Annotated in this window: 13 protein-coding genes and 1 pseudogene; 9 read left to right on the top strand and 5 right to left on the bottom strand. The window is 47.5% G+C overall.

Going from position 1 to position 21389, the window contains the following annotated elements; translation table 11 throughout:
- Positions 1-21: 21 nt before the first annotated feature.
- Together RM811_RS21995 and kynU are read left to right on the top strand one after the other, a co-directional pair.
- The gene (locus tag RM811_RS21995) at positions 22-867 is read left to right on the top strand and encodes a cyclase family protein (protein ID WP_402528461.1); all 846 of its coding nucleotides are present in this window, start codon (positions 22-24) and stop codon (positions 865-867) included.
- Positions 864-2147, top strand: a complete 1284-nt coding sequence (gene kynU, locus RM811_RS21990) for a kynureninase (protein WP_402528458.1) — start codon at positions 864-866, stop codon at positions 2145-2147. Before RM811_RS21995 ends, kynU begins: the two co-directional genes overlap by 4 nt.
- A 23-nt stretch (positions 2148-2170) precedes the next feature.
- On the opposite strand, the gene RM811_RS21985 is transcribed toward kynU, so the two are convergent.
- On the bottom strand, positions 2171-2866 hold the full coding sequence (locus tag RM811_RS21985) for a hypothetical protein (RefSeq protein ID WP_402528455.1): 696 nt from the start codon (positions 2864-2866) through the stop codon (positions 2171-2173).
- Between the two features lie 321 nt (positions 2867-3187).
- A complete protein-coding gene (locus RM811_RS21980) occupies positions 3188-3619 on the bottom strand; it encodes a hypothetical protein (protein ID WP_402528452.1) in 432 nt (143 codons plus the stop codon).
- 666 nt (positions 3620-4285) lie between these two features.
- Between RM811_RS21980 and RM811_RS21975 the strand changes: the two genes are divergently transcribed.
- Positions 4286-5608: an FAD-dependent oxidoreductase gene (locus RM811_RS21975; RefSeq protein WP_402528449.1), complete on the top strand. Its 1323-nt coding sequence runs from the start codon at positions 4286-4288 to the stop codon at positions 5606-5608.
- A 93-nt stretch (positions 5609-5701) separates the two neighbouring features.
- The gene (locus RM811_RS21970; protein ID WP_402528446.1) at positions 5702-5914 is read left to right on the top strand and encodes a hypothetical protein; all 213 of its coding nucleotides are present in this window, start codon (positions 5702-5704) and stop codon (positions 5912-5914) included.
- Between the two features lie 188 nt (positions 5915-6102).
- On the opposite strand, the gene kynA is transcribed toward RM811_RS21970, so the two are convergent.
- Entirely contained in the window at positions 6103-6972 is an 870-nt protein-coding gene (gene kynA / locus RM811_RS21965) for a tryptophan 2,3-dioxygenase (RefSeq protein WP_402528444.1), read from the bottom strand.
- Positions 6973-7470: 498 nt separating this feature from the next.
- Between kynA and mtr the strand changes: the two genes are divergently transcribed.
- The 3 genes and pseudogenes from mtr to RM811_RS21950 form a co-directional block, all read left to right on the top strand.
- The gene (gene mtr / locus RM811_RS21960; RefSeq protein ID WP_402528442.1) at positions 7471-8739 is read left to right on the top strand and encodes a tryptophan permease; all 1269 of its coding nucleotides are present in this window, start codon (positions 7471-7473) and stop codon (positions 8737-8739) included.
- A gap of 145 nt (positions 8740-8884) precedes the next feature.
- Complete coding sequence (locus tag RM811_RS21955; protein ID WP_402528439.1) at positions 8885-13738, top strand: NAD-glutamate dehydrogenase; 4854 nt, start codon at positions 8885-8887, stop codon at positions 13736-13738.
- A gap of 84 nt (positions 13739-13822) precedes the next feature.
- Positions 13823-14023 (top strand): annotated as a pseudogene (locus RM811_RS21950) (IS3 family transposase); the annotation flags it as partial.
- A 498-nt stretch (positions 14024-14521) separates the two neighbouring features.
- Here RM811_RS21950 and RM811_RS21945 read toward each other — a convergent pair.
- Both RM811_RS21945 and RM811_RS21940 read right to left on the bottom strand, forming a co-directional pair.
- Positions 14522-15340 (bottom strand): alpha-ketoglutarate-dependent dioxygenase AlkB, encoded by an 819-nt coding sequence (locus RM811_RS21945; RefSeq protein WP_402528436.1) that lies wholly within the window; start codon positions 15338-15340, stop codon positions 14522-14524.
- Between the two features lie 474 nt (positions 15341-15814).
- Complete coding sequence (locus RM811_RS21940; RefSeq protein WP_402528434.1) at positions 15815-16810, bottom strand: potassium channel beta subunit family protein; 996 nt, start codon at positions 16808-16810, stop codon at positions 15815-15817.
- Positions 16811-18253: 1443 nt separating this feature from the next.
- Here RM811_RS21940 and RM811_RS21935 point away from each other — a divergent pair.
- Positions 18254-19636, top strand: a complete 1383-nt coding sequence (locus RM811_RS21935) for a purine-cytosine permease family protein (RefSeq protein WP_402528431.1) — start codon at positions 18254-18256, stop codon at positions 19634-19636.
- A gap of 369 nt (positions 19637-20005) precedes the next feature.
- The gene (gene sstT, locus RM811_RS21930) at positions 20006-21256 is read left to right on the top strand and encodes a serine/threonine transporter SstT (RefSeq protein ID WP_402528428.1); all 1251 of its coding nucleotides are present in this window, start codon (positions 20006-20008) and stop codon (positions 21254-21256) included.
- Positions 21257-21389: the final 133 nt, after the last annotated feature.

Genomic DNA, 21389 nt, shown 5'->3' with positions numbered 1-21389 from the left:
GGGTTCTTATGAAGGGTTCTTATGAAGATCAGTATTAGCCTGGCTGGACAGCAATACTCTATCGACACTCAGTCGGGCTGGAGCCTGGCCATACCATTGGGATTTAATCAGCCGCAGCCCAATCATTTTTCTGCCTCACCGGCCACGGCACAAGCGATGCGAGGTGGCTCTTTTGTCGGTGACACTGAGCTGGGCGGTAGCTGTAACGTCAATGAAATCACCATCAATCCACACTGCAACGGTACCCATACCGAAACGCTGGCCCATATCTGTCATCGATCACACCCGCTCAGCGTCACCACCAGTGATGTATTACCGCCGCCGTTTATCCCCTGCACACTGGTTTCCCTGACGCCAGCACTGGGACAGGATACCCGGGAGCTTTACCTGCCACCACTCAACGCAGCCGATCAGGTGATGACCCGTAAGGCATTGGAAAGGGAATTGGATGGTATTGACAGTGACTGGCTGGAGGGGCTTGTTATACGAACTTTACCCAATAAGCCTGACAAGCAAACGCGCCGTTATGAAGAGAACAGTCAGCCAGCCTTTTTAACCACGGATGCCATTATGTATTTGCGGGAAAGAGGAGTGCAACACCTGGTTCTGGATGTCCCTTCCCTGGACAGAATGCACGATGATGGTCTGCTAACCAATCATCACCGGTTCTGGCAGGTGCCTGATGGAAGCCATGAAGCGAATCAATACAGCCTGCTCAACCATACCATCACCGAAATGGCATTTATCACCGATGACCTTCCCGATGGCCAGTATTTTCTCAGCCTGAACTTCCCGGCCTGGATAACCGATGCAGCACCCTGTAATCCCATCCTGTATTCAGCCTCAACCAGGAATGAATCTGAATGAATTTACCCGTTTTTACTCTGGAGCATGCACGCTCTCTTGATGCCCAGGACCCATTGGCTCGCTACCGTGACCAGTTTGCAATCCCCAGACAAGCCAATGGTGACGATGAATATTACTTCGTTGGCAACTCACTGGGATTACAACCCAAAGCGGCGCGGGAAGCGGTGATTGAACTGCTTGATGCCTGGCAGCAACGGGGGGCAAAAGGTCACTTTGAAGGGAACTATCCCTGGATGCCTTACCACGAGTTTGTCACCGATGCGGCCGCACAAATTGTTGGTGCCCAGCCGGAAGAAGTGGTGATGATGAACTCACTCACTACCAACCTGCATTTAATGATGGTGAGTTTTTATCGTCCGTCGGGCAATCGACGAAAAATCTTGATCGAAGATCATGCCTTTCCTTCCGATCATTACGCAGTGGAATCCCAGCTCCAATTCCACGGTGCTGATCCGAAAGAGGATATGCTGCTGTGGTCGCCCAAACCGGGAGAAGAGTTACTCAATGAGGATGATTTTGATGCCATCCTCGACCAGTATGGCGATGAGATTGGACTTATCCTGCTGCCCGGTGTGCAGTATTACACCGGACAGGTGCTCAATATTCAGCGCCTGACGGAAAAAGCCCATGCCAGAGGGATCACCATCGGTTTTGACCTGGCTCATGCCGCTGGCAATATTCCCTTGTCATTACATAACTGGCAGGTGGATTTTGCCTGCTGGTGCAGTTACAAGTATCTCAACAGTGGTGCCGGGTCGGTGGCTGGGTGCTTTGTGCATGGACGACACATTACCAATACTGACTTGCCCCGGTTTGCCGGCTGGTGGGGCCATGACAAAAACACCCGCTTTAAAATGGAGAACCAGTTTCAGCCGATCCCCACCGCCGAAGGCTGGCAGCTGTCCAACCCGCCGGTACTCTCGCTGGCAGCGGTTCGTGGTGCCTATGATACGGTCATCAATGCGGGCGGCATGAGCGCATTACGGGACAAATCAATAGCTCTCACCCGTTATATGCTGACATTACTGGATAAGGTGTTTGGCAAAGATATTCGTGTTATCACACCCCTCAATGAAGAAGAGCGGGGTTGTCAGTTGTCGTTGATGGTCAATATCCCGGGTCTGGATGGCAAAGCCACCTTTAATGCCCTGGAAAACGGTGGTGTTACTGCAGACTGGCGCTACCCTAATGTGATTCGTGTGGCTCCTGTGCCTTTGTACAACCGTTTTGAAGATATTTACCATTTTGTCCGTATCCTTAAACGGTGGGTCTATCCCTGATAAGGGGTAGACCCTGAGTAACACTACAAGTACTTTATTTTGGTGGTGATGTAATCACCTTGTATTTGAATATCCGTTGTAGCATCTCTATTCCCTTCTGCTCCCATGAGTAATGTCGTCATTTTCTCAACATTATAGTCAAGATCTAAATTTCTTAATAATACTGTTGCTTCTATATTCAAAGGGTATTTGTCGGGTAATATGGAAAAAACTGGGGTTGCGTTGCTTTCACGAGGCTCTGAAACCCCCTCATCATCACAAATATTATTTGGATCCGCCTCTGTTTCAATGCCTCCACCTATAACAACCAGAACGTTCTCACTTAATGCACCATGTGGAATCTTTATTCCACCATTTCGGCTGGATAGAAAGAACTCCCCCCCCTCAGGAGTAAATATTTTACATTCCAGAGCATCCCGCGGGTGATAATTCTGGATTTCATTTTCTCGAAACACGACTGACCTTTTGGATGGAATAACATCGATATTTTTGAAGCTCTCTATATTAAATCTCTTTTTGATGTAATCTTTATCTTCTTGAGTGGCAAGCTTTTTCTTTTCGTCAACATGGTCAAATATGTAAACGAAATAGGTAACAGGGTGTTTAGACTTGACGAAACCAGCTTTCCTGCCAAATGCTTTTGCAGCTGAATCTTCTGTAGAAACAGAATCTTTATTTACAGGGACAGTTCTTTGGTTTCCACATATTGAGTTTGACATACCAGACTCCTTTGCAAATTGTTTAGGTCACATAATGATAAAAAAGTTCCGCAGCATTTATTTACTCATGTTACGCACTCTTCATTGATCGAAGATCTTGGAACGATAATCTCAGTTAGGAAAGGTAAAGCTTTGCTCTCAGCTCAAAGTGGTTCAAATTGAGTTTACTAGCTAGTTCCCATCCAGAAACGCTGTAGGTCCCGCATGGCATGCGGTCAGGTCTAAAAAATGCATTTTGTTTTGACACCTGCTCCGCACGACTTTCGGGGCCTGTAGTGGAGTTTATGCGATTTTTACGTAAATTTGAAGCACCTTGAGTCTCTATAGCCTACGTGTCCCAAGGGCTAGAGTTTCTGGATGGGAACTAGCTAAGACCTCAAGACGAAATGCTGAGTATATTGACATAAACAGATGATCGCTCTGAGTTAAAACGGTATGGCTCGGTGATTTTGCCATTGCTGCATTCGATTTAAGCGTTTTATGGAAGACTTCAACTTTCCACCTTTTTTTGTGGATCGCCTTCAAAGCGTCGGCATCACACTCAAGATCACTGCATACCAGATAGAGAATACCTTTACTGCCGTCTTTGTTTTTAAAGACTTGCCGGAAGATCAAGACAGGAAAGTCCACTCCTGCAATCCAGCCCTTGACAAGTTTCTCCTCCGGGAAATCAATAGTATCTATGCGTTGTGAACCACCTTGCTTCTTATCTTCCTCACTTAATGAAACCTTACGGTTTGACTTGCACGCCATAACAAAATGCCTGTTGCAATCGTGTCGTATATACATCATGTTTTCGTTAGAGCTGAACCAGCTAAGTAGGTGATAGTTTGCTATCAATGTTTTGACCTCTAGTTAAGGAATATGTTCCAGCTATTTTATAATCAAAGCATCAGCAGTCGATAATATTCTCGAATTTTCATGTGATAAATATTGAAATGCAAACCACTATCTACTTTTTAAGAAGTAGCGATCATGCGTATACACCCTGGTATCAGTGGTGATGATTGGTTTACTGAATCAAACGTAAACTTACGTACAGTCAATTTATACGAAAGCAAACTTTCACCTACTGAGGAATCGTCCTTAAATAATTCCGACATTTCCAACTCGGTTTCCGTTCATCCTGAGTGGAGTCGAAGAGGTGTTTAGCACGATCTGAGGATTAGTCAGGAAATAACTTTCCTGTTTTTTTGCCACGGAGACACGGAGGCACAGAGAAAAGCCTTAAATAAAAAGCTTTTCTCCGTGACTTTGTGACTCCGTGGCCAAACATCTTTTCTGTGCTGAATAGCACCAGAAATATGGGAGTTATTTCGGGACAATTCCTAAGTAGATCTGAATCCTTTGTAATACGGGGGCTTTTTCTTAATGTCTGCTGCTAAGAAGCGGGACTTAAGGTCTATCAGGAGAATGAAAATGGCAAGAAATTCTGCCCCGGTATTTACCATGGCTGGCGCCGGACTGGCCGGTTCGTTACTGGCGGTCATTTTGGCGAGAAAAGGCTATCAGGTGGAGGTTTTCGAATCCCGGGCTGATATGCGCAAAGTGGATATTTCAGCGGGCCGCTCAATCAATCTGGCGCTGGCCAATCGTGGTATACGACCACTGGAAGCCCTGGGTTTGATGGATAAGGTGACGCCATTGTTGATCCCCATGCAGGGACGTATGGTGCATGTGGATGGGCAACCCTCGCAATTGCAACCTTATGGTCAACAGGCCCACGAAGTTATTTACTCGGTGTCCAGGGGAGAGCTCAATAGCCTGTTGATGACGGAAGCTGAGCAAACAGGCAGGGTTAATATCCATTTTGAGCAGCGTATTACCGGGGTGGATCTGTCCAGTAAATCCCTGGCGCTGGAACACCGTGGTCGTACGATCGCCCGGTCTTTCGACAGGATGATTGGCGCGGATGGTGCTAATTCAATAGTAAGAGATGCCATCATGAGTGCTACTGATTCAGCCTCGTCTATTGATGTGCTGGATCACAGTTACAAAGAATTGCATATTGCACCCAATAGCGACAACAGCCACAAACTGGCCAAAAACGCCCTGCACATCTGGCCACGGGGTGAGTTTATGATGATTGCGCTGCCCAATCTCGACGGCAGCTACACGGTCACCCTGTTTATGCCGACCCGTGGGGAAATCAGCTTCGAATCGTTGACTCAAACAGACGACATATTACCTTTTTTTAAACAGTACTTTGCTGCAGTGATGCCCATGCTGGAAAACCTGGAGAGCAGCTTTCAGGCTAACCCCACCGGCAGACTGGCCACGGTAAAATGTTCCCCCTGGCATTATCAGGACAGCGCCCTCATTATCGGCGACGCGGCCCATGCCATTGTGCCGTTCCACGGACAGGGCATGAACTGTGCCTTTGAGGATTGTCAGGCTATCGCGAATTTGTTTCCTGCAGCAACACAAGCGGAGCATACAGACTGGGCAGAGTTGTTCAGGCTGGTGGATAAACAACGAAAGCCTAATAGTGATGCTATCGCGGACATGGCATTGGAAAACTATATTGAAATGCGCGACAGCGTCATGCGTCCGGAATATTTGCTGCGTAAACAATTTGCCTTCCAGTTGCAACGCTGGTTTCCTGAACGCTTTACACCACGGTATGGCATGGTCATGTTTGATGACCGATCCTATGAGGAAGCCTATGCCCTGGGAAAAGTCCACCTTCAGTTACTTACTGAACTGGCTGATGAGGTTGGCAGTGTTGAACGGTTAACTTAAGAGTATGCAGACCGTACGCTCAGTAAATATGCATTGTGAGGTGCATATAATACAAACCCCGGCGAAAGCCTCGTTCCCACGCTCTGCGTGGGAATGCATAGCCAACCGCAGAGAGGGTGCCTGTGGTTGGGCCATGGCGCTACCACGCAGAGCGTGGGAGCGAGGAATGATCGGCCTTATCAGGAAGCCTATACCCTGGGCAAAGTTCACCAGCAGTTACTCACTGAACTGGCCAGTGAGGTTGGCAGTGTTGAACGGTTAACTCAAGAGTACGCAGACCGTGCGCTTAGTAAATATGCATTGTGAGGTGCATTAAGTACAAACCCGCCGAAAGCCTCGTTCCCACGCTCTGCGTGGGAATGCATAGCCAACCGCAGAGAGGGTGCGTGTGGTTGGGCCATGGCGCTACCACGCAGAGCGTGGGAGCGAGGAAAGAATCCGGTAAGTGTCCTCCGTCCTCTGTCCTCTGTCCTCTGTCCTCTGACCTCTGAACCCTACAAATGCGTTCGCAATTCAAAAAGCTCCGGAAAAAAACTGATATCCAGCGCTTTTTTCAGAAAGCCTACACCCGATGAACCTCCGGTTCCGGTCTTATTGCCAATGATACGCTGTACCGTATACATATGCTTAAAGCGCCACTGTTGAAAACTATCTTCGATATCGATCAGTTTTTCGGCTAATTCGTAGAGTTGAAAGTACTGGTCAGCATTTTGATACACGGTTAACCAGGCATTTAGCACAGAGTCATTGCGCTGATAGGGCTGACTGAAATCCCGGGTTAACACCTCGTCATCTAACGGCAGACCAGGCTCATGCAACTTTTCATTCAGCTTTTCATTTAAGAGATGCAGGGTGACATCATAGAGGCTGGGCGCATTGAGGATCTGTTCCAACTCCTGATGCACCACAGGGTCACTTTCGTGAACCTTGAGCATGGCCGCATTTTTATTGCCCAGTAAAAATTCGACTTTGCGATAACCATAAGACTGAAAGCCGGAAGCATGTCCCAGGGCATCCCGAAACTTAAGGTAATCAACCGGAGTCAATGTGGATAATATATTCCACGACTGAGTAAGCTGGTTAAGTATCTGCTTGACCCGGGATATTACCTTGAAAGCCTGATTAAACTCACCCTTCTGAAGATTGTTAATGGCACTGCTTAATTCATGCCCGGCCAGCTTGATCCATAGCTCGCTGGTCTGGTGAATGACAATAAACAGCATCTCATCATGCTGGTCTGATAACGGCTGCTGTGCTGATAGCACCTGCTCTAATTTAAGATAATCACCGTAGGACATATCATCATTGAAATCCGTGTGTATCTCATCTTCCATGGTCCGGGAATTACTGTGGGGGCAGTGCATGCTCGTGATTCCTTAGCAGTAAAAAATAAGAACAGGCAACGATTAAACAGAACAAATGTGTAAAAAGGATATCAGAAGAAAGTCTGGTTGTTTATGTTTGTTCTCGTTTGTTTCAGGGCCGGGTGTTTTCAGGGCCGGGTGTTCAGGGCATCCATCAATCTATCCAGATATTTCCTCTGCTTAAATTTGTGGCTGTCCTGTTTTATGCTGTTTTATGGTCCGTCCTGTTTTCTGGTTCTGTTTTCCGGTTTTTTTTGGCAGACCATAAAAAATGGTAAAAAACGGAGTTTACAGGTCATAAATGGGTGTTTTGAGCTATTTTTTAGCGAAGTATTGGTAAACCCGTTCTTTTGCAACAGCCTTATAATGTTGTTGGCATCCTTCCTGAGCTGACAACTTTCTATTCAGCGTTATGCGTTGAGTCCCAAGCCCTCCCGCGGAGGGTCAATATGAGACACCCATATATTTCGCCTCTAAATTCAGTCACAGGGCAAAAATATGAAATCGGAAGACCTTACGCTTTCCCTCCCGTCCAGCCAGCAGAGCGCATCGTTTCTTGGCGGGGCCATGATTATTGCCGGGACAGCCATCGGTGCAGGCATGTTTTCACTCCCGGTGGTTGCTGCAGGCATGTGGACTCTGTGGGCCTGTGCGGCCCTGCTGTTTACCTGGTTTTGTCTGTTGCATTCCGGCCTGATGATTCTGGAAACCAACCTCAATTATCCGGTGGGCGCCAGTTTTAATACCATGGTGAAAGATTTGCTGGGCACTCACTGGAACAGGGCCAACAACCTTGCCATTGTTTTTGTCGGGTATATTCTTGCCTATGCCTATATTTCCGGAGGAAGCTCCATCGTCGTGCAAACCATGGATGCCGCCATAGGGTATGCACCTTCCCTGAAAATCGCAGGTATTCTTTTTTCATCAGGATTGGCAGTGTTTGTCTGGTGGTCGACAAAAGCGGTGGACAGGATCACCACCATCATGGTGGGGGGCATGATATTCACTTACTTTACCTCCGTTAATAGTCTGGCCTTTACTATCAATACGACTTATCTGCTGGATTCCGGGAATACCGAACCACCGCTTTATTTTCCGTTCCTGTTTGCCGCACTGCCTTTTTTCCTGACGTCATTTGGCTACCATCATAATGTCCCCAGTCTGATGAAATATTACGGGAAGGTTCCCGGAAAAATCATTGCATCCCTGTTGACTGGAACAATACTGGCGCTGGTTTTTTATATTTTCTGGCTGGTCAGTATTCTGGGTAATCTGCCTCGTAATGGCTTTAGCGACATTATTGCCCAGGGAGGCAATATCGGGGTTTTGTTGTCGGCCCTCAGTCACGTTATTGATAGCCCATCGGTTTTCCGTATCTTGTCGGCCTTTTCGCACATGGCGGTGGCTTCTTCATTCCTGGGGGTGACGCTGGGATTGTTTGACTTTATTTCAGACCTGTTCAATCTGGATGACAGCAGGGCCGGCCGTACCAAAGCGGCGGCCATCACATTCATCCCGCCCATGGTGGGTGGTGTGTTTTTTCCGGATGGCTTTATTATGGCCATAGGCTTCGCGGGTCTGGCTGCCACCCTTTGGGTGGCTATTATTCCCGCGTTAATGGTTCGAGAGAGTCGGCAAAAATTCTCATCCCCTCATTTCCGGGTATGGGGGGGGAATGTGCTGGTTTATCTTTTAATAGGGTACGGTTTACTGAGTGCCATTTGTCATCTGCTGAACCTGTTCAGACTGTTACCGGTTTTCAAATAATCTTCCATGGTCAGGTTTCACTGGCCTCTCGTTTGTCTGGGCATTCCTGTCCGTGATTATCAATTGTAGTCAGCCTCTTTAATATAAGTTTCCCTGAGCCGATGCTTTAGAACAGAAAATAAAATTTTAAGTGGAGATGCCAGGGATGGGCCCGTTAAATAGTCTGGAGCGCGAAGAGACGCTGGATAAACTGATTGATGATTTAACGTCCCATATCCCGGCAGAGCAACTGGACAGTTTTCGAGAGTTTGTTTATCGCTACTATTCCCTGGATACCCGGCAGGATCTGACGGCGGGTAACTGGCAGGATGTGCTCGGTGCTACCCATTCATTCTGGACGTTCATTCAATTTCATAACCCTGACCAGCCGCGCATAGAGGTCATCAACCCGGAATATAATCACCACGGCTGGCACTCGAATCATACCGTTATTCGTATCCTGCACCGGGATATGCCGTTTGTTGTGGACTCCGTCAGAATGAAACTCAATGAATACGGCTCCACTATTCATTTGTTGCGCAATGGCATCATCTACTCCCGTCGCTCAGACGACATGACGCTGATTTACGACAATGAGCAGGTTGAGGATGAGTTTATCAGTCGGGAGGCCATTCTGTATCTGGAGATAGACCGTTGTGAAGATCAGGGTGAGCTGGTTCAGCTACAGGAGCAGTTGATGGCCGTGCTGGGCGATGTCAGTCGTGTGGTGGATGATTTTGAGGAAATGTCAGCGCGGGTCAAACGGCTGTCCTCAATGGTGGGTAAGTTAAAATCACTTCCGGGTGAATTGTTAAAAAAAGAAGACGAGGTTCAGGCGTTTCTGGACTGGCTGCTGGCAGACAATTTTACCTTTCTGGGGTATGAAGAGCTGATTGTCACCGAACATGATGGCAATCGACAGTTGATATCTCCTCCACAATCCCTGCTGGGGCTACTGCGGCCCATCAGTGCGGAAGAGCCGGCTCAGCTGGCACTGGAGCCATTTGTTGAGCATGATTTCTTTGAGAAGACCGAACGGCTTTCTTTCTCCAAGGCGTCGGTTCGTTCCAGTGTGCACCGGCCAGCCTATCCTGATTTTATTACCATACGGCGCTTTGATGAGCAGGGGCGCATTGTGGGAGAAGCACGAATTGTGGGTTTGTATACCTCACCGGTCTACCGGCAGACCCCCAATGTTATTCCCTATATTCGCAATAAAGTGGCGGCCATTATTCAACGCTCAGGCCTGGACCCCAAAAGTCATCATGGCAAAGACCTGTTGCAGATTCTGGAGATTTTTCCCAGGGATGAGCTTTTTCAGACGACTCAGGATGAGTTGTTTGACACCGCCATGTCGATCCTGCGAATTCAGGAACGAAAGCAGATTAAAGTGTTTATTCGCCAGGATCCGTACCGGCCATTCTGTTCTGCCCTGGTTTACGTACCAAGAGATATTTACAGCACTCAGTTCCGCCAGCGGGTGGAGAAGATTCTGTGCCACCGGCTGGAAGCGGAGGATAGCGAGTTTACCACTTACTTTTCCGAGTCGATTCTGGCCAGGGTACATTTTATTTTTAAACTGAAAAGGCATATTGATTACAACCTGGATATCATCACCCGGGAAGTTATCCAGGAGGCCTCCTCCTGGAATCAGGATCTCAGGGATGCCGTGCTTGAAACGTTTGGTGAAGTTAAGGGCAATAAACTGCTGTCCCGATTTTCAGAGGGTTTCAGCGCCGCTTATCAGGAGGCTTTCAAGCCCCAGTCAGCGGTTACGGATATTCGCCATTTTGCCTTGATGAATGCGGACCGGCCCCTGTCCATGGGCTTTTATCAGTCGCTGGATGATAAGCCGGGGCAGGTTCATCTGAAGCTGTATCATTATATTGAGCCACTGCCTTTAGCGGATCAGATTCCTATTATTGAAAATCTCGGACTGCGTGTATTGGGCGAGTACCCTTACGTCATTCACAGCAGCTCCGGTGAGAAAATCTGGATTCATGACTTTCAGCTCAGCTTTGATTCCAGTATATCTATTGACCTGCCAAAGGTAGGCCCGACGTTTCAGGAGGCTTTTGAAAAGATTTGGTTCGGTGAGGCTGAGAATGACCGTTTCAACCGGCTGGTGTTATCGGCGGGTTTAAGCTGGCGACAGGTTGCCATGCTTCGGGCTTATGCCCGTTACCTCAAGCAGATTCGAGTGGGTTTCAGTCAGTCCTATATTGCCGAAACATTGTGCAACAATATGGATATTGCCCGGTTGCTGGTGCAGCTGTTTGAAGTTCGGTTCAATCCACAGCTGGCGCTGTCTCAAACCCAGCGACTGGCCCGGCAGCAACAGATTCAGCAGGCGATTCTGGAGGCGCTGGATCAGGTGTCAGTATTAAGTGAAGACAAGCTGATCCGTTGTTACCAGAACGTGATCAAGGCGACTCAGAGAACCAATTTTTATCAGCAGGATGAGGCTGGTAATGACAAGTCCTACATCTCTCTGAAAATGGCCACAAGGGAAATACCGGATATCCCCAAACCCGTCCCGCTCTATGAAATTTTTCTCTACTCCCCCATTGTCGAAGGTGTCCATCTCCGGGGTGGAAAGGTGGCCCGTGGCGGGTTGCGGTGGTCTGACCGGGTTGAAGACTACAGAACTGAAGTTCTGGGTCTTGTTAAAGCGCAGCAGGTGAAGAATGCACTGATCGTTCCTGTGGGGGCGAAAGGTGGATTTGTGCCAAAACAGCTGCCTGTTGGTGGTAGCCGGGAAGCGATTCTGGAAGAAGCTATCCGGTGTTATAAGACCTTCATCAGAGGGCTGCTGGATATTACCGATAATCTGCTGGAAGGCGATGTTGTCCATCCCGAAAATGTTGTGATGTATGACGACAGTGACACCTATCTGGTGGTGGCTGCGGATAAAGGGACAGCCACTTTCTCAGATATTGCCAATGGCATTGCGGCAGATTACAACTTCTGGCTGGGGGATGCCTTTGCTTCCGGTGGCAGTGTTGGTTATGACCATAAAAAGATGGGGATTACTGCCAAAGGCGCCTGGGTTTCTGTGCAGAGGCACTTCCGGGAAAAAGGCATCCATGTGCAGAAAGATGTGATCTCCGTTATTGGTATTGGCGACATGGCGGGTGATGTATTCGGCAATGGCATGTTGTGTTCTGAAACCATTGCATTGGTAGGCGCTTTCAACCATCTGCATATTTTTGTGGACCCGAATCCGGACGTTTACCAGAGTTATGTGGAGCGAAACCGGCTGTTTGAACTGCCCCGTTCCAGCTGGACTGATTATGACAAGGCGTTAATTTCTGAGGGGGGAGGTATCTTTTCCCGACAGGCAAAATCCATTGCCATCAGCCCTGCCATGCAGCAGCGCTTTGGTATTACTGCCAACCATCTGCCACCCAATGAGCTAATCCGCAGTATGCTCCGGGCACCGGTTGACCTGCTATGGAATGGCGGCATTGGTACCTACATCAAATCCATGGATGAAACCCACAGTGATGTGGGTGATAAGGCCAATGATCCTCTCCGGATTAATGGCTGTGAAGTTCAGGCCAGTGTTATTGGCGAGGGTGGCAATCTTGGCGTCAGTCAACTTGGACGTATGGAATATGCGCTTAAGGGAGGCGGGCTGAATACCGACTTTATTGATAACTCCGGTGGTGTCGACTGCTCTGACCACGAGGTCAATATAAAAATTCTTCTGAATGATAGGGTGGCCAGTGGCGATATGACGGTGAAGCAGCGCAACCAGTTGCTGGAGAGTATGACCGATGAAGTGTCCATGCTGGTGTTGACCAATAACTACCGACAGACCCAGGCTATTTCCGTGCTTGAGTCCGAAGCGGCCGGCAGAATGGGCGAGTACCGTCGTTTTATGGAATATCTTGAGGGGCTGGGTAAACTGGACAGGACCATTGAGTTTTTGCCGGACAATGAAGCCCTGGCAGAACGGACGATGGCTGGCCAGGGATTGACCCGGCCTGAACTTTCACTTCTGGTTTCATACAGTAAAGCCAAGCTGAAGGAGTCTCTGTTGCTTTCTTCAATGATAAATGATGACTATCTTGCCCGGGCGCTGTATACCGCTTTCCCCCGGATTCTGATTGATCGTTTTCCTGAGGAGATTCAGAGACACCGGCTGCGCCGGGAGATTATTGCTACCCAGCTTGCCAATCAGTTGGTGGATATGGTGGGGGTAACCTTTATCCATCGGCTGCAGCTGATCACCGGTGCCTCCTCTGCAGAAATCGCCAGGGCATTCAGTGTCAGTCGGGATGTATTTGATATTTCCCGTTACTGGATGATGATTGAACAGCTGGACCATCAAATTTCCAGTGCCCTGCAATATAAAATGATGTCGTCGTTGATCAAACTGGTACGCCGTACCGTCCGGTGGTTTATCCGTCTGGAACGACAGGATTTGATCCCGGCAGAATGTGTTGCACACTATGGCCCCAAAGTTCAGTGTTTTTTAAAGTGTTTTGTGGAGTCCCTGGGTGAACAAGAGCAAACGGAGTTGCAACAGGCGGTTGCCGGGATGGTATCTGAAGGGGTTCCCGAAGAGTTGGCCCTGATGGTGGCAGGGCAACGGTATCTGCTCAGCGCTTTACCGGTGATCAGGACTGCTGATGAAGCGGGTGTTTCCCTTGAGGTGGCGGTAAGAACCTTCTTCACGGTGGGTGCCCGTCTGGAATTGAACTGGTACAGGGGTGCGCTTTCACAATTGGAGGTCACTAATCACTGGCAATCCCTGGCCCGTGACAGCGCCAGAGATGAGTTGAACTGGCAGCAGAGAACGTTATCGGTTGGCTTGATCGGCGTAGCTCAGGATGGCGTACCTATTGAACAGACTCTGGAGCAGTGGATCATGGAAAATCATGCCATGGTGTCCCGCTGGCAGAATATGCTGGCGGATATTCGCAGTGCTCCCCAGGCAGATCTTGCCATGTTCTCGGTGGCCAACCGGGAATTAATGGATCTGGCTCAGGTGAGTCTGCATGGTAAGCACTGATTTGATTTTAAGTGCAAGAGGAAAAAGGATACAAATCACCATATTGACATTATGGTTGGATTTATAGGTGTCCTTTATTTTCCCTGGGATAATGCAGTGGCCGAGAGTTTTTTTCATACACTGAAAACAGAACTCATTCATCATGAGGATTTTCAGACTCGTGAAGAGGTTCAACAGGCAATTTTCGAGCATATCGAAGTGTTTTATAACCGTCAGAGAAAGCACTCGAGCAATGGCTACCTGGCACCGTTCAAGTATGAACAAGAACTTGCCAGGTCAGCGTAAAAAAGTGTCCGGAAAAGTCTTGCCATATCAGAGTTTTTAAAAACCTGATCTACTAAACCGCTATTGTGCTTGCACAGTGGTGCTGGTTGAGTCTTTGCCAACCAGAAGCATACCCATTAGTTTTGTACTCAAAAGTCGGACCTTCCCAAAATATTATTCTTATGCCTCTCCCTGCTTGAGTTCCGAAATAATTAATACTGATCAATTTGTCAGTTATTATATCGAACCCCTGTTTCATTAACTCTGTAATCTTTGGCTGTCCTATTTCTTTATTTTTTACTATTCACGCTCACCATAATACGCACTGGTTTCATACTCTGTCGCCAATATCGAATAATTGCAGGTCGGCTCAGTTGATATTGAGGGTGTAAGACTCCTCTCTGCCTCTAGTGTTCAGTCCTGTTTTTTGGGCTGAGCTACCAGCTGTTTTTTTTGATAAAGTATTTTACTCACCCAAACTCTACTCAACTTACAAACAGCATTGCCTTAATAATAATGTCAATTTTCATGTTCAAAAAAAGGATAGTAAGTCAGGTTGTCTCTAAAGGTATCTCTAAACTGCAGGTTAAATCGACTCATTCCATGTCTATCAAAAACTGAATCTTTCCAGAACTCGGGTGTTTCGGAATAGACTTTACTAACTCCATGAAAGATCTGGCCGCCATTAAACAAAATGGCATCTCCAGAACTAATGCGGACATGTCTTTTCTCTGACTCTGGTTCTAACTTAGAGAACTCCCTGATTATATTACGATCAGCTCTTTTGCCTTCGCTTTCTTCATACTCGTTAATTCGCTGCGAAATTTTTTTAGAGGATTCTAAGGAAAAATAAAAAAAATCGGCATCAGCGCCAAGCGATAATGCTATTGTCCATCCATTAGCTCCATCCTGATGGGCACCAAAACCGCTACCGGGCTGATAAAGAATGCCGTAAAGAGAGTAGGGAGTGAATTGTTCCGGGATTTTACACAGAGATAGCTCATTTCCTAACTTTCGTTCTGCCTGTTCCCGGCAGCCAGTCTGGTGTATTTCGTCACCAAGCCTGAGTATGTCAGAAGGTCTTGCGGTTACAATGTTTTTCAGGCTCTCTGGCTGGCCTGGCCAGTTGTAAAAAAGTACGGGCTGAGCAAACTTATAATTCTGTTCAGAAATTGTCGAAATTAGCTGGCTATTGTTTTTCTGTTCCATGAGCAAGGTGCATGCATCAAGAAAGGCAATCTGGCCTTGCTCATCAAGGCAGTTTTTGTAGAGGAAAAAGCCATCAGATATAAGTTTTGGCTGACTATTTTTGCTAATCTTAATTTTAAAGGTACTCATGTAATATTCCCCATTAAGTATTTAAGCACGAGATTTAGTTAGTGGTTTTAGAATTGTTGCGACAATTAAGTTCAATCAGCATTCAGGCTGAACTCTCAGGTAGTTGGGAATCCGGTTCCATAATGAATTCCGTAATTGTTCAAAAAACACTGGTAAAAATGTAAAACAATAAGTCTTTTATCCTTGGCTTGCTTTAAATCAATAGACAGTTTTTCGAGAACTTAGTTCCCGTGGCAGGGCTTATGCGCCAGTTGACTATCATCTGAACAAGCTTAAAATTGTCCAGGAGCCTGTCGGACTTGGCGCATAAGTTAAAAACAGCCTGTTTTGTAAACTCTTTGTAAGCTATATGGGGATACAGACTACTGTATTCAAAGCTTTAGGGTTTTCGGACAGGCACTACCTAATGGATCGTTGCTATCGATCCATCAAATAAATCAGTTGGCAGCACAGGTTGCTAATACAGACTTTGCTTTATTGACCAAATCGTTCAGGTTCTGTCGGCTTGTTATTCAAAATCGTTTCAATGGCTGCCAGTATTTCGGGCGTGATTTTTTCAACAACGTCTACGGCTTTTAAGTTATCTTCCAACTGAGATAGGCGAGACGCCCCTAAAATAACCGTACTAACGTTCGGGTTGTTCAGGCACCACGCCAACGCCAAATGCGTTACACTCATGCCATGGTCTTCGGCCAGTTTGGTCAGTGTCCGAATCTTCTCCAATTTTATTTTGCCATCTTCGCTGGTCCACATGCCTTTCAGCCATTCGTAGCCCGGTAGGGCCAGACGGCTGTCGCCTGGAATGCCGTCGTTGTATTTTCCGGTAAGCATGCCACTGGCCAGTGGTGACCAAATGGTGGTGCCCATACCATAGTTTTCATAAAGCGGGCGATACTCGGCTTCCACGCGATCGCGATGCAACATGTTGTATTGCGGTTGTTCCATGGTTGGCGGCGTCAGGTTATGCGCAAGAGCAACGGCATGGGCTTCGGTGATCTGTTGTGCTGACCATTCGCTGGTGCCCCAGTATAGAATTTTCCCTTGTTGAATCAGGTTGTGCATCGCGCGTACGGTTTCGACGATGGGCGTGTCGATGTCCGGGCGGTGGCAGTAGTATAAATCCAGGTAATCCACTTTTAAACGAACCAAAGCGGCGTCGCAGGCGTTTCGAATATGTTTTGCACTGAGTCCCAGTTGTGTGGGTTTGTTGCCTCCCCAAAAGACTTTTGATGAGACAGCAAACGTATCGCGAGGCAGTCCTAAACCGTCGATGGCTTCGCCCATGATTTTTTCTGATTCACCGGCTTCGTAGCCTTCCGCATTATCGAAAAAATTCACGCCTGCATCGTAGGCCGATTGTAACAGGGTTTTTGCGTCACGCACGTCCACCTGTTTGCCAAAAGTGATCCAAGATCCGAAAGACAGTGCTGAGAGTTTGAGTCCTGAGTTTCCAAGTCGCCGATATTCCATAATGTGTCCTCAATTGTTTTATTTATAAGGGTGCCGCGAATGTGGCGGCGAACGTTTGAATGATAAAAAATCATTTAGTGCGTTGTGCGTGTCGGCAATTGCGATACCCTGACGTTGTGTTCAATTCGTATCGGGAACTGGCACTCGTAATCTTTGAAGTCTAACAGCCAGCGTAACGAAACCTCCGCCAACGACAAGGTATAGGTTGCTTTCATTTGTTTTGCAAGTTCGATGCTGAGTTCATAATAATAATAAATTAATAAATAGGATAATAATAAATAGGACACCCTAAAACTTGACTCAATAAACAACTGAACTATTTTTTCCTGTGACCATTTAATCCAGACAGGAGAAGCCATGACCAGTCTCCGGAGAAATCTTATCGACACGGCGAGTACCCGCTCTCAGGGTAGACATTAAGGAATTATTCGTTGGCCTGCTTATGTTTCGACGTAGGTCGGTTCGCTTGCGAGCCGACACCCGAACCAACCGCCATGCAACACTCGACGCCGTATTTGTCGATGGTAAAGACCGTCGGCTCCCCTGAATGGGGAACCGACCTACGGCTGACAGACCTGCTCCTCGTGGGAGAGTAACCAAGTCTTTATCGTCTGCCGATTTAAGCTGCCTAATGTCTACCCTAAGAGTACCCGCTACTAAGGGATTGTCCTGATATAAGATCCACATTTTGCTGAACCTTGTAAAAGGCTGTTGCTCGCTACCCGCTACCCGCTACCCGCTACCCACAAAAGCACAAGCGGCTCTGGCTTTTTCGGGCAGCGGGCGGCGGGTAGCGTTCGTTGAAATGTCGAAGTTATTAAAGGACAGTTCCTAAGTAGATGAAAGTTTGCTCTTATATAAACCGACTGATCGTATGGTTAGTATTATTTGATGAACCGATCATCACCTGTTATACCAAGGTGTAGAAGCATGGCCGGTATTCCTTAAAAAGTGGGTAGTTATTTGCATTTGACTATTTCCTGCCAGAAAATTATCAGGGATGCCATTGGCTGCTGATGCCTTGATTAAAAAGACTTGGAACTAATTCCTGATCGAGTGGTCGAACTATGCGATGGCAAACTTCACTGTCATTCTGTACGGAGTGTCACAAGAGCCGCTTCTGGCTGGCAGGCTTCAAATAATAGGGCCTCTGTTAAGGACTTGTTCCGGACTTCGACATTTCCGAGTCTCAAAACCCCGTTCGTCCTGAGTGCTGAGCTTGTCGAAGCATTGAAGGGCGTAAACTCCGGGCCATGATAGATCGTGCCAGGCACCCTTCGACTCCGCTCAGGGTGAACGGAGATTGATTTCAAAATGTGGAAATTATTTCAGGACATTTCCTTGGGATGATCACCTGATGCTTGCGGTAGGACGAGATTCTTTACTCGTTTGCTGTTTTTTTTGTCTACCCTTTACCGTTTGACCATAATTTGAAGAAAAAGCATGCCAACCTTGCCAGCAGCTGGTGCTGTGGTTAAATCAGGAGTCTGTGAACAATATGGTTTACAGCCAGTGCCCAAAAGTCAGCAGGTGGGAGGGGGCTGGCCGTTATTCAATATCTACAGCAACCTGTTTATTAATCCCGGAACACTGATCACTTCGGGGATGATGGTTCTTTCTGGCCTGTCGTTTCAGGCCACCGTCAGCATTCAGGTGGTATCAGTACTCGTTGGTATGATCCCTTTTTTATTACTATCCCGGGCCGGTGTTCGTTATGGGATACCGGGGCAGGTACTTTGCCGGGCGGTGTTTGGTATTCGGGGGGCTCGCTGGATCACGTCGATTTTAAGGTTGCTGTGTTCCATCTACTGGTTTGCTTTTCAGACGGCAGCGGGGGCGCTGGCCATTGAAACCATATTGCGTAACTGCTTTCAATGGCACTTTCCTCTCTGGGGTATTTCCCTGGTGTTTGCTGTTTTCCAGGGAGCGGTTGCTATTGCCGGCTATGTCCACCTGAAATGGCTTTCCGTGTTTTCATTTCCGGTAAAACTGGCGATTTTTATTTTGCTGGCGCTGTTTCTATTTCATGCCGGTGGTGAGGGTGCGACCCCCTCAGCCATTCTTTATGTGGAGGAATTGCACTGGTCCTGGGCACTGGCTGCTTTATGGTTTAACACGATCGTATCAACTTGTTTTACCTGTGTGACTGATGCCTCTGATTTTACCCGTTATACCCGTTCACAGCGCTCGCTATTGATCGGTACTCTGTCAGGTTCCTTTGCTGGCACACTGATAGCCGCCTCATTTGGCGCTTATGCCGTGATTGCTGGTGGGGCAGAGGTTATTAACCCCTTCGAAACCATTACCCGGTTACAGCCGAACAGTCTTGTTATTGCGCTGATGGTACTGGTTATCTTTCTGGATAACTGGACGATCAATGTGATTAACCTTTATACCGGTGGCCTCTCTCTTTGTAATGCTTTCGATAAGCTGGGACGATTCCGGGCGACGGTTATTGTGACGGTGATTGCTGCTTTGCTTTCCTGTTTTCCAGAGATTATCAGTGATTATGTCAGACATATGGGCACTATTGGGACACTGTTTGCGCCGGTAACCGGTATTTTGCTGGTCTGGTATTTTTATGATTTCAAAATGGTTGACTTACCATCACTGTATACTGATGAAGGAAAATACTGGTATGTCCGCGGTTTTAATCTGTTTGCCTGTCTTTTGATTCCGCTGATGTTTTTTATCGGGCAATATTTACCAGATAGCGTAATGCCCACTGTGATTTTGATGATTATCACCTCATTTACTTATTATTTGATGATGTTATTGCGGAGCAGGTTGGCCTCTTTTGATGTGATTAGAATTTCCCAAAGATGACCATCGGTATCAGGCCTCAATCTACGCATTACTAAGGAAACCGAAACCACTGAATTGGTTAAAAAAGCATAGCTGTACCTCTGGGAGCGTATCTATTCATACCAGATTAATCTCTGTTCTCCTGAGCTAAACCTTTAGTGATTCTGTACAGGGTGACCACTGAAATATTCCCGCGCACTTTAAAGTTTGCCTATTTTAATCAGGCTTTTTTATAGTCGGCACTGTGATACTATTCCTGCGTAATCTCCCATTAACCAGTCGTCTATTTATCGTTGAGAGATCTTGGGATTACCTGATCTACCGTGGTGGAAGCAAGCTGGTTTTTGGTGATAACGGATAAAAACACCAACGAATTACAGCAGGTAAATCATGAGTCAAGCCCAATCATTTTTTCAACGGCTGGCTGGCACCAGTCTGGTGTTAAGGATTATCGTCAGCATTTTTCTGGGGGCTGGTCTGGCGGTTATTTCACCGGATACGGCTATTTCAATTTCCTTTTTGGGCTCTCTGTTTGTCGGGGCGCTGAAGGCGGTTGCACCAGTTCTGGTTTTTGTCCTGGTGGCCTCTTCTATTGCCAACCAGAAACAGGGCCAGCATACCAATATGCGGCCCATTGTTTTTCTTTACCTTTTCGGAACGCTGGCAGCGTCTTTTGTTGCTGTCTCCATAAGCTTTCTCTTTCCCGTCAAGCTAACGCTGGTTACTAACAGTGGCGGTGTAATGCCCCCTGAAGGGGTTATGGAGGTTCTTAACACCCTGCTGTTCCAAATTGTTCAAAATCCGGTTGAGGCGCTGTTAACGGGCAACTTTATCGGTATTCTTGCCTGGGCTATTGGTCTGGGTCTGGCTCTGCGCCGTGGCAGCGAGTCAACCCGTGTGATGGTTCATGACCTTTCAATGGCGATTTCTTCTATTGTTCACTTTGTCATTCAATGGGCACCGGTGGGTATTTTTGGACTGGTTGCCAGCACCATTGCACAGACTGGTTTTGAAGTTTTATTGGGCTATACCAAATTACTGGCTGTTCTGGTCAGTAGTATGCTGATTATTGCCTTTGTGGTTAACCCGGTGATTGTTTATCTGAAGATTCGTCAGAATCCTTTCCCGCTGGTTTTTCGTTGTATCCGGGAGAGCGGCGTGACCGCCTTCTTTACCCGCAGTTCAGCAGCTAATATTCCGGTGAACATGGAGTTGTGCAAAAGTCTGGATCTCCATGAAGACACTTACTCCGTATCGATTCCACTGGGTGCCACCATTAATATGGCGGGTGCGGCTATCACTATTACTGTTATGACGCTGGCTGCAGTACATACCCTGGGTGTTCAGGTGGACTTGCCCACGGCCCTGATTCTGAGTGTGGTTGCTGCTGTTTCGGCCTGTGGTGCTTCTGGTGTTGCCGGTGGTTCGTTGTTGCTGATTCCCCTGGCCTGTAGTTTGTTTGGTATTTCCAGTGATATTGCCATGCAGGTAGTTGCGGTCGGCTTTATTATCGGGGTGATTCAGGATTCGCTGGAAACGGCGCTGAACAGTTCGACTGATGTAGTGTTTACTGCTGCTGCCTGTATTGCTGCTGATCGAAAAGATGACGCTCAAACTGATAATTCTTCAGTTAGTGTTTAAGGGAAGCTGCAACTAGATATACCATCGTCATGCCCGCTACACACCGCATCTACGCTACACACCGTCATCCCCGCGCAGGCGGGGATCCACTGTTCGAGGTAGACTCCCACTCTCGAGATGGATTCCCGCCTTC

The organism is Endozoicomonas sp. (assembly GCF_031844845.1).
Classification (GTDB): Bacteria; Pseudomonadota; Gammaproteobacteria; order Pseudomonadales; family Endozoicomonadaceae; genus Endozoicomonas.
This window is presented reverse-complemented; position numbering and strand designations above follow the sequence as displayed.

Excerpts from the sequence above, each read along its gene's own strand:
- kynU (WP_402528458.1), top strand. The coding sequence starts at position 864 with ATGAATTTACCCGTTTTTACTCTGGAGCATGCACGCTCTCTTGATGCC.
- kynA (WP_402528444.1), bottom strand. The coding sequence starts at position 6,972 with ATGCACTGCCCCCACAGTAATTCCCGGACCATGGAAGATGAGATACAC.
- RM811_RS21945 (WP_402528436.1), bottom strand. The coding sequence starts at position 15,340 with ATGAGTACCTTTAAAATTAAGATTAGCAAAAATAGTCAGCCAAAACTT.
- RM811_RS21935 (WP_402528431.1), top strand. The coding sequence starts at position 18,254 with ATGCCAACCTTGCCAGCAGCTGGTGCTGTGGTTAAATCAGGAGTCTGT.
- sstT (WP_402528428.1), top strand. The coding sequence starts at position 20,006 with ATGAGTCAAGCCCAATCATTTTTTCAACGGCTGGCTGGCACCAGTCTG.
- RM811_RS21985 (WP_402528455.1), bottom strand. The coding sequence starts at position 2,866 with ATGTCAAACTCAATATGTGGAAACCAAAGAACTGTCCCTGTAAATAAA.
- RM811_RS21970 (WP_402528446.1), top strand. The coding sequence starts at position 5,702 with ATGCATAGCCAACCGCAGAGAGGGTGCCTGTGGTTGGGCCATGGCGCT.
- RM811_RS21955 (WP_402528439.1), top strand. The coding sequence starts at position 8,885 with ATGGGCCCGTTAAATAGTCTGGAGCGCGAAGAGACGCTGGATAAACTG.
- RM811_RS21940 (WP_402528434.1), bottom strand. The coding sequence starts at position 16,810 with ATGGAATATCGGCGACTTGGAAACTCAGGACTCAAACTCTCAGCACTG.
- mtr (WP_402528442.1), top strand. The coding sequence starts at position 7,471 with ATGAAATCGGAAGACCTTACGCTTTCCCTCCCGTCCAGCCAGCAGAGC.
- RM811_RS21975 (WP_402528449.1), top strand. The coding sequence starts at position 4,286 with ATGGCAAGAAATTCTGCCCCGGTATTTACCATGGCTGGCGCCGGACTG.
- RM811_RS21980 (WP_402528452.1), bottom strand. The coding sequence starts at position 3,619 with ATGGCGTGCAAGTCAAACCGTAAGGTTTCATTAAGTGAGGAAGATAAG.
- RM811_RS21995 (WP_402528461.1), top strand. The coding sequence starts at position 22 with ATGAAGATCAGTATTAGCCTGGCTGGACAGCAATACTCTATCGACACT.